Below are 8,558 nucleotides of genomic sequence, written 5' to 3' on the forward strand. Positions count from 1 at the left end.
GCAGCGATACGCCGATGCCCGCACCGGCGGGGTCACCGGTTCGCCGATGACGCCGGGAAACCGGTCGGGCGGGCAGTCCGCGGCCAACGTCGGAAGGGGATACGGCCTGCCGCAGGACCGGATCGTCGTCGCGGCCGACGGCGAACCGATGCAGCTGGGCGCCTACGACGTCACCCTGATCGAATCGCACCACTGCCCGCCCGACCGGTTTCCCGGCGTCATCGGCGAACCGGTGACCCCGCCGGTGCGGGCATCGGCGTATCGCTGCGGCGAGTCCTGGTCGACGCTGGTGCACCACCGGCCGACGGGCCGGCGCCTGCTGATCCAAGGCAGTGCCGGCTTCGTCGAGGGCGCCCTGGCCGGCCAGCGCGCCGACGCGGCGTACCTGTCCGTCGGGCAGCTGGGGCTGCAGCCGCGGTCGTACCTGGTCGACTACTGGACCGAGACCGTGCGCGCGGTGGGCGCGCGCCGGGTGATCCTCATTCACTGGGACGACTTCTTCCGCCCGCTGACAAAGCCGTTGCGGGCCTTGCCCTATGCCGGCGACGACCTGGACGTCTCCGTCCGCGTCCTCGACGAGCTCGCCGCGCAGGACGGTGTCTCGGTGCACCTGCCCACGGTGTGGCGGCGCGAAGACCCCTGGAAGTAGAGCGGTTGGCACCTTGGCCCTGACGCTGGCGCTGTTGCTGCTTGCCGTGGTCCTCGCGTTCGCCGTCGGGCGCCCGGGCGGCTGGCCCGAGGCGCTGGCCGCCGTCCCGGCGGCCCTGATCCTGATCGCGGTCGGCGCGATCTCGGTGCACCAGGCGGTTAAACAGATCGCCGATCTGTCCGGGGTGGTCGCGTTCCTGGGTGCGGTGTTGGTGCTGGCCAAGCTCTGCGACGACGAGGGCCTGTTCGAGGCCGCGGGCGCGGCGATCACCCGGGGCAAGGTCGGGTCGGGCGGCCTGCTGCGGCGGGTCTTCGTCATCGCCTCGCTGATCACCGCGGTGCTGAGCCTGGACGCCGCCGTGGTCCTGCTGACCCCCGTGGTGCTGGCGGCCGTGCGCCGGCAGCGCACCCGGGTGCGGCCCTACGCCTACGCCACCGCCCATCTGGCCAACGGCGCATCGCTGTTGTTGCCGGTGTCGAACCTGACCAACCTGCTGGCGTTCCACACCGCCAACATCTCGTTCACCAGGTTCACCCTCGCGATGGCGGCGCCGTGGCTGGGCGCGATAGCCGTCCTCTACGTGATCTTCCGCTGGTTCTTCGCCAAGGACTTGCGGGTGCAGCCCGACCCGGAAGAGGCCGGCGCACCGCCGCGCCCGCCGGTGTTCGTGTTGCTGGTCGTGGCGCTGACGCTGGCCGGGTTCGCGGTCGCCCAGTCGGTGGGCATCGCCCCGGCCTGGGTGGCGCTGTGCGGCGCCGCGGTGCTGGCGGTGCGCAGCCTGCGCCATCGGCACACCTCGGTATCTGACATCGTGCGCTCGGTCAACATCTCGTTCCTGGTGTTCGTGCTGGCGCTGGGCGTCGTGGTGCAGGCAGTGATGCTCAACGGGATGGACCGGGCGATGTCGGCGGTGCTGCCGTCGGGTTCGAGCCTGCCCGCGCTGCTCGCCATCGCCGCGCTGGCCGCCGCGCTGGCCAACGTCGTCAACAACCTGCCCGCCACGCTGGTGCTGCTGCCGCTGGTCGCGCCCAGCGGGCCGGTGGCCGTGCTGGCGGTGCTCATCGGGGTCAACATCGGCCCCAACCTGACCTACGTCGGATCGTTGTCGAACCTGTTGTGGCGGCGAGTGTTACGCCAGCACGACGTCGACGCCGGGGTCGGCGAATACACCCGCCTCGGCGTGTGCACGGTGCCCGCGTCGCTGGCGGTGGCGGTGCTCGCGCTGTGGGCCTCGGCGCGGCTGCTCGGTCTCTAGCGCGCGGGCGAGCCGCAGGGGCCCGACCGGATGATCGACGCCAGCTCCTCGCGCGACTGCGCCCCCACTCGCTGGCAGGCCCGGTACACGTGGCCCTCCACGGTGCGCACCGACATCACCAGCTTCTCGGCGATCTCGCGGTTGGACAGCCCGGCCACCACGAGCTCGACGACGTCGCGCTGGCGGCCCGACAACTTCAGACCCGTCGGGGTGTGCAGCGCCGGCGTGTGCAAGCCACCGCACTCGTCGGCCAGTTCCCTGGCCAACGCCGCGGCGTACAGCCCGCGGCGGTGATGTTGGCCTTCGTCGAACACCGCCGAGGCCTGCGCGGCCGCATCGGCGGCCGCCACCCGATCGCCGATCCGCCGGTAGGCCGCCGAAGCCGCCAGCAGGCCCTCGCCGTCCCGGGCCGACAGCGCGCCGGCATGCGACGCGACCGCGTCGGCCAGCGGCAGCGACAACGCGTCGGCCAGCTCCCGCGCCCGCGCCGCTTGGGAGGCATCGCCCCATTGGGCCGCCGCCTGGATGCAGGCCAGCTCGTGGGTCGGCTGGCCGCGGTCGCGGGCCAGCCGGGCGGCCTGCGCGACGGACGCCACGGCCTCGCCCAACCGGCCGTTCGCCGCCATCGCCCACCCCTCGGCCAGGGCCAGGCCGGTGTGCATGAACCGGAAGTCGGCCGGCACGCACGACCGCGCCGCGGCGACCGCGTCGTTCGCCTCGTCGGCCTGCCCGAGCTTGGCGTGCGCCTCGGCCAACGCGAAATAGCTCGCCGGTCGCAAACCCGTTGTCACGTAGTGTGTTTGCACCCCGGCCACCGCTTCGTGCACCAGTCGGGCCGCCTCGGCGACCGCACCGCGAGCCAGCTCGGCGTTGCCCGACAGCAGGGCCAGGTTCGCATAGGCCAGACCCGGGATGTCCCGCGATGAGGCCGCGAGTTGCCGTGCGGTGCTGACGAATTCATCGATCCGACCGGTCAGTCGACAGGCGCGTCCGTAGACGGCGCCGAACCAGAACCGCATATGCGATGCCTGAAAGGACGTCGTCGCGCGCCGCAGCGCCTGCTCGGCCACCCCGGCGAGCTCGCCGACCTGTCCCAGCGCGCCCATCGCCATGATCAGCCCCAGCGACGCCATCATCGCGTGGAAGCCGGGTAGTTCGGGGAAACTCAATGCGGCCCGGGCGTTTTCGGTGGCGGACTCGCAGCGCGCGGCCACCGCATCCAGGCACGCCTGTATCGCCAGCCGCTCCGCTCGCTGGGCCGGCGTCTCGGAAGGGTCCGCGGCAAGATCGTCGAGGATCTGCGCCGCTGCGTTGGGGTTGTAAAGGTGCCAGATCAGGTTGGCCGCCCGCACCGTCGCCCAGTGGTGGCGGTCGGGCACGTCGCTGTCGGCCAAGGCGCGCAGCGCCGACTCGGCCGCCTCGCCCCGCCCCAGCAGCGCGAGGTTCATGGCCCGCACCCCGGCGGCCCCGGGCGCACCGGCTTGGGCGGCCGCGGTGGCGAACCGGTCGGCCAACTCCAGGTCCAGCAGGGTCATCGCGTGCCGTGCCGATTCCAGGTACAGCTCGGGGTCGGGGTCGAGGTCCGACTCGAGGCGCAGCAGCGCGCGGCGCACCGTGGCCTGCATGTCAGCGTCGCCCACGTCGGCCAGTCGCGTGGCCAGCCTGCCCCGGATCTCCGACAGATACAGCTCGCCCGCGCTGGCGCGGCGCAACTCACCGAACAGCGGGTGGGCGAGCCGGGCCGTCAAGCCGGCGCCGGTGCGTTCGATGTTGACCAGGCCCAGTTGCTCGGCCTCGGCCAGGTCGCGGCGCCGCACCACATCGCACAGCACCTCGACGGCCAGCGGCTCGCATTGCGAGAGCGTGTCGATCACCATCGCCACCCGCGGGCCGAGCCGGCCCATCTGGCGGCCCACCGTGTCGGACAGGCTCGCCGAGACCGCGACGTCGCCGTCCCACATCCACACCCCGGCAGTCTTGCGCATCCGCCCCGCGGCGACCTGGTCGGCCAAGAGCTGCCGCAGAAACAGGGCGTTGCCGCCGGTCAGCTTCTGGAACCGCGCCGCGCTGCGCGCGTCGATCGGGCCGGCCAGCTTGGTCTCGATGACCTCACGGGTCGCCGCCGCCGAAAGCGGTTCGAGATCAAGCCGTTCCAACAGGCCGTCTTTCCACAATGCCGTCACCGCGTCCGGTTCGTCGCTGCCGGTCCGGACGGTGACCACCAGCCGGACCCCGCCGCACTGCGCGAGCTGGTGGACGACGAGCGCGGACAGCCCGTCCAGCAGGTGCGCGTCATCGACCCCGATCAGCACCCGGCGCTGCCGCTGTTGGGCGACAAACGAATTGATCACGCGGCGCACATCGGTCAGCGGATCGGACTGCGCCTCGTTCAAAGCCTCGGTCATCGCGCCGATGAAGGCCCCCAGGGGCAACGCCTGCGCCGAGTCGGTGCCGACGATCCACTGCGTCCGCTGCCCCGACGCCTGGGCACGCTTGAGCACTTCGTGGGCCAGCCAGGTCTTGCCGACGCCGGCGGCTCCGGCGAGCACGACGCCCGCGTGTTTGGCACCCGCACCCAGGGCGCGGCGAATCATTCCCAGTTCGCAGTCACGCCCCGTCAGCGGCTCGGCGCCGATCACTCGGCGACTATAACGGCGCGCACGCATCGGATGGGAGGCTTTGCCGGCCTTTGGGTGGCCCGATGTGCACCTGGCCCGCAGCAATCGCGTAGTCGACTACGCTGTCGGCCCGCCTCGGCGCCCGTGAGCATGAGTTTTGTCAGACGGGCGGTCAACAAGAGCGGTGGGCTATGGCAAAGATCGGAAATCACGCACTGGTATTGGGAGCGAGCATGGCCGGTCTGCTGGCCGCGAGATCGCTCAGCGAGTTCTTCGGCACGGTCACGGTGGTGGAGCGCGATCCGTTGCCCGACATCGCGCCCGAAACGGCGACCGCGCGCCGGGGCGTGCCGCAGGGCCGGCATCTGCACGGGCTGTTGCCCCGGGGCGGGCAGGTGCTCGAGCAGTTGTTCCCCGGCATCCTCGATCAGCTGGTCATCGACGGCGCACACCACACCGACGGCCAGGATCTGTCCCGGGTGCACTACGACCTGGGCGGGCACCTGATGGCGCGCTCGGGCAGCGCCCCCTCGTTCGCCGTGCACCTGGCGACCCGGCCCTTCCTCGAGGAGCACGTCCGGGCGCGCCTGCGCCGGATGCCCAACATCACGCTGCTCGACGGCCACGACGTCGTCGACCTGACCACGACGCCGGACCGCCGGCGCGTCACCGGCGCCCGGGTGGTCAACCGTCACACCCGCGAAGACCTCACACTGAGCGCGGATCTGGTGGTCGACGCCACCGGGCGCGGCGCGAGGACCCCGGCATGGCTGCATGCCCTGGGCTACGAACGCCCGACCGAGGTGCACGTCCCGGTGCGCCTGACCTACGTGAGCCAATTCCTGCGCATGGCACCGGACGTGGTGCACGAATTCGGGTTCATCGTGGGAGCCGTGCCCGGCCGGCCGCGTGGTGTGGGCATGCTGAACTGCGAGAACGACACGTGGACGTTCACCGTCTACGGCATCGCGGGCCACGCGCCGCTCACCGACCTGGCGTCGATGTGCGAGTTCGTCGAGGACTGCGCACCGGCCCGCCTGCTGGCCGCGGTCCGGGCCGCCGAACCCCTCGGGGAGCCCACCCGGCACGTCCAACCGTCCAGCCAGTGGCGCCGCTACGACCGGATGCGACGCTTTCCGCAGGGCCTGCTGGTCATCGGCGACGCGATCTGCAGCTTCAACCCGATCTACGGCCAGGGCATGACCGTCGCCGCGCTGGAGGCCTTGGCGCTGCGCGACTGCTTGTCCTGCGGCACAGATGATTTGGCCCGGCGATTCTTTCGGGCCGCCGCCGTGCCGATCCGCCAGGCCTGGGAGCTGTCGGCCAACCCCGACCTGTGCCTACCCGAAATCGAGGGCACCGCACCGCTACTCACCCGGTTGCTCAACGGCTACATCGACCGCATCCTCACCGCCGCCGAATACGACGCGATCGCGGTCGATCGGTTCGTCAGGGTCACCGCGCTCATCGACCCTGCCGACCGGCTGCTGCACCCCACGATGATGTGGCGTGCCGCGCTGGCCAACCTTCGCCGGCCGCGGCGCGGCGACAACCAGCCGGCTCGCGCGAACGGTGACCTGGCGGGCAGCGTGCCCCGCTAGCCCCGCCGGTAGGCCGGCGGCAACGGCATCGACAGTTCGGCGAGCACGGTACGCAACAACGTCGGGTAATCGGTGATGATGCCGTCGACGCCGTAACCGATCTGCCGGCGCATGGCGGCGGCGTCGTCGACGGTCCAGGGAATCACCTTGAGCCCCAACGCATGCGCGCGGTCGACTACCGGCTGGCCGGTGACCAGCCGGTAGTCGGGTGAGACGATGTCCGCGCCCACCGTCCGCGCGCCGATCAGGGGATCGCCGACGAACGCGGGATTCACTCCGCCCAGCCAGGGCGAGTCCGGCGCCCAGGTGTGCTGGTCGTACAAGGCCACCAACGGAATTGACGGCTCGGCGTGCCGCACCAACGGCAGGGTGCGCCAGTCGAAGCTCTGAATCTCCACCCGGTCGGCCTTACCCGCCGACCTGACCGCGGCCAGTATCACGTCGACGGCCTCCTGCGGCTCGGCCGATGCGCCGGGCCGGTCGGCCTCCACCTTGGTTTCGATGTTGTAGCGCACGGCGTCGGCGCGGTAGGAGTCGGCGAGCGCGAAAACCTGCGGCAGCGTCGCGATCTTGTTGCCCCACACCACTTCGGCTTGGGGGTAGTCGGCGAGCGGGCGCCCGCAGTCCAGGGTGTCGACCTGGGTGAGGGTGAGCTCGTGCACGAGCTTGCCCACGTATGGATACTGCGGGTCACCGGCGAACGCGGGCGCGGTGTCGGCACACTTTTCGGCCTCGATGGTCGGGTCGTGCCACACCAGCGGTTGCCCGTCCTTAGTGATGACGATGTCCAATTCCAATGTGCTGACGCCCAATTCGATCGCCTTGGCGAACGCGCGCAGCGATTCCTCGGTGGTCTCGCCCCGCCCGCCGCGATGGGCCTGCAGGTCGAATTCCGACGGTCGCGCGGTGGCCGGCCCGGCGAGCAGCACCGCCAGCATCAGCAACGCGGCGGCCAGGCGCGCGATCACTCATCCCCTGCGCTGGCGCGTGATTTCGGCGAGTACCACCCCGGCGGCCACCGACGCGTTCAGCGATTCGGTGTCCCCGGCCATCGGGATGGACACGACTTCGTCGCAGTTCTGCCGCACCAACCGCGACAGCCCCTTGCCTTCCGATCCCACGACGACCACCAGCGGATCGGTGCCGTCGATGTCGTCGAGCGTGGTGTCACCACCGGCGTCGAGACCGATCACCCGCAGCCCACGACCGGCCCAATCCGTCAGTGTCCGGGTCAGATTGGTGGCCCGCGCCACCGGGATGCGCGCCGCGGCCCCGGCGCTGGTGCGCCAGGCCACCGCGGTCACCGAGGCCGATCGCCGCTGCGGGATCAGCACCCCGTGGCCGCCGAACGCGGCGACCGAGCGGACGATGGCGCCCAGGTTGCGGGGGTCGGAGATGTTGTCCAGCGCGACCAGCAACGCCGGCGGCGAGGCGAGCGCGGCGGCGACCAGATCGTCGGGGTGGGCGTAGTTGTACGGCGGCACCTGCAAGGCGATGCCCTGATGCAGATGGTTGGCGGTCATCCGGTCCAGATCGGTGCGCGGCACCTCCAGGATCGAGATGCCCAAATCGGCTGCGCGAGTGACTGATTCGGTGAGCCGTTCGTCGGCCTCGGTGCCCAGCGCCACGTAGAGCGCTGTGGCCGGCACCCCGGCCCGCAGGCACTCCAGCACCGGGTTGCGGCCCAGCACCGTCTCGGATTCGTCGGTCTTGCCCCGCGCGGGCCGACGGCTCTGGGCCTTGGCGCGCTTGGCGGCCGGATGGTTGGGGCGCAGGTGCGCGGGTGGGGTGGGGCCACGACCTTCCAGGCCGCGGCGGCGCTGGCCGCCCGAACCCACGGTCGGGCCCTTCTTGGTGCCCTCTTTGCGTATCGCCCCGCGGCGGCGCGAGTTGCCGGCCATTTACTCGGCCCCTACTGTTCTGGACTGGCCTGCAGCGACCACTGCGGCCCGTCGGCGGTGTCGGTGACCTCGATGCCGGCCTCCTTGAGTCGGTCGCGGATCTCGTCGGCCAGCGCCCAGTTGCGTTCCGCGCGCGCCTTCTGCCGATTCTCCAGCTCCGCCTGCACCAGCACGTCGACGGCCGCGAGCGCCGCCGACGTCTCGTCGCGGGTCTCCCAGCGCTCGTCGAGCGGGTCGCAGCCCAGGATGCCCATCATCGCGCGGATCGCGCCGGCGTGCCGCAGTGCGCCGTCGTGGTCGCCGGAGTCGAGCGCCCGGTTGCCCTCCGCGCGCGCCTGGTGCACCTCGGCCAGCGCGGCCGGCACGGCCAGGTCGTCGTTGAGGGCCTCGGCGAAGCGTGCGGTCCATTGCCCGGGTTCGACGCCGCCGACCCGGACCCGCACCCGGTGCAGGAATTCCTCAACGCCGACATAGGCTTTCACCGCGTCCTGCAGCGCGGTCTCGGAGAACTCCAGCATCGACCGGTAGTGGGCG

At 71.5% G+C, this 8,558-nt stretch carries 6 protein-coding genes and 1 pseudogene; 3 read left to right on the forward strand and 4 right to left on the reverse strand.

Annotated elements, in window-relative coordinates:
- A pseudogene (locus A9W96_RS04125) lies at positions 1 to 649 on the forward strand (hypothetical protein); the annotation flags it as partial.
- Positions 650 to 662: 13 nt separating this feature from the next.
- Positions 663 to 1,904 (forward strand): SLC13 family permease, encoded by a 1,242-nt coding sequence (locus A9W96_RS04130; RefSeq protein ID WP_067138047.1) that lies wholly within the window; start codon positions 663 to 665, stop codon positions 1,902 to 1,904.
- Here the strand turns inward: A9W96_RS04130 and A9W96_RS04135 are convergent.
- Positions 1,901 to 4,543 carry a LuxR C-terminal-related transcriptional regulator gene (locus A9W96_RS04135; protein ID WP_067138048.1) on the reverse strand — a complete coding sequence of 881 codons (2,643 nt, stop codon included), beginning with the start codon at positions 4,541 to 4,543 and terminating at the stop codon, positions 1,901 to 1,903. The two genes, A9W96_RS04130 and A9W96_RS04135, sit on opposite strands and share 4 nt — an antisense overlap.
- Positions 4,544 to 4,713: 170 nt before the next feature.
- Between A9W96_RS04135 and A9W96_RS04140 the strand changes: the two genes are divergently transcribed.
- Positions 4,714 to 6,123, forward strand: coding sequence for an NAD(P)/FAD-dependent oxidoreductase (locus tag A9W96_RS04140; RefSeq protein WP_067138050.1), 1,410 nt, complete (start codon positions 4,714 to 4,716; stop codon positions 6,121 to 6,123).
- On the opposite strand, the gene A9W96_RS04145 is transcribed toward A9W96_RS04140, so the two are convergent.
- The 3 genes from A9W96_RS04145 to A9W96_RS04155 all read right to left on the reverse strand — a co-directional run.
- Complete coding sequence (locus tag A9W96_RS04145; RefSeq protein ID WP_197499396.1) at positions 6,120 to 7,061, reverse strand: glycerophosphodiester phosphodiesterase; 942 nt, start codon at positions 7,059 to 7,061, stop codon at positions 6,120 to 6,122. The two genes, A9W96_RS04140 and A9W96_RS04145, sit on opposite strands and share 4 nt — an antisense overlap.
- Positions 7,062 to 7,091: 30 nt before the next feature.
- Positions 7,092 to 8,024: a 23S rRNA (guanosine(2251)-2'-O)-methyltransferase RlmB gene (rlmB, locus tag A9W96_RS04150; RefSeq protein WP_066863744.1), complete on the reverse strand. Its 933-nt coding sequence runs from the start codon at positions 8,022 to 8,024 to the stop codon at positions 7,092 to 7,094.
- A gap of 11 nt (positions 8,025 to 8,035) precedes the next feature.
- A partial coding sequence (locus A9W96_RS04155; protein ID WP_369806893.1) for a DALR domain-containing protein occupies positions 8,036 to 8,558 on the reverse strand: 523 nt, incomplete at its 5' end.

The sequence above is a fragment of the Mycobacterium sp. 1245852.3 genome, from assembly GCF_001669335.1.
GTDB classification, from domain to species: domain Bacteria; phylum Actinomycetota; class Actinomycetes; order Mycobacteriales; family Mycobacteriaceae; genus Mycobacterium; species Mycobacterium europaeum_A.

Coding starts and splice junctions, on each gene's coding strand:
- A9W96_RS04145 (WP_197499396.1), bottom strand. CDS start 7,061: ATGCTGGCGGTGCTGCTCGCCGGGCCGGCCACCGCGCGACCGTCGGAA.
- rlmB (WP_066863744.1), bottom strand. CDS start 8,024: ATGGCCGGCAACTCGCGCCGCCGCGGGGCGATACGCAAAGAGGGCACC.
- A9W96_RS04140 (WP_067138050.1), top strand. CDS start 4,714: ATGGCAAAGATCGGAAATCACGCACTGGTATTGGGAGCGAGCATGGCC.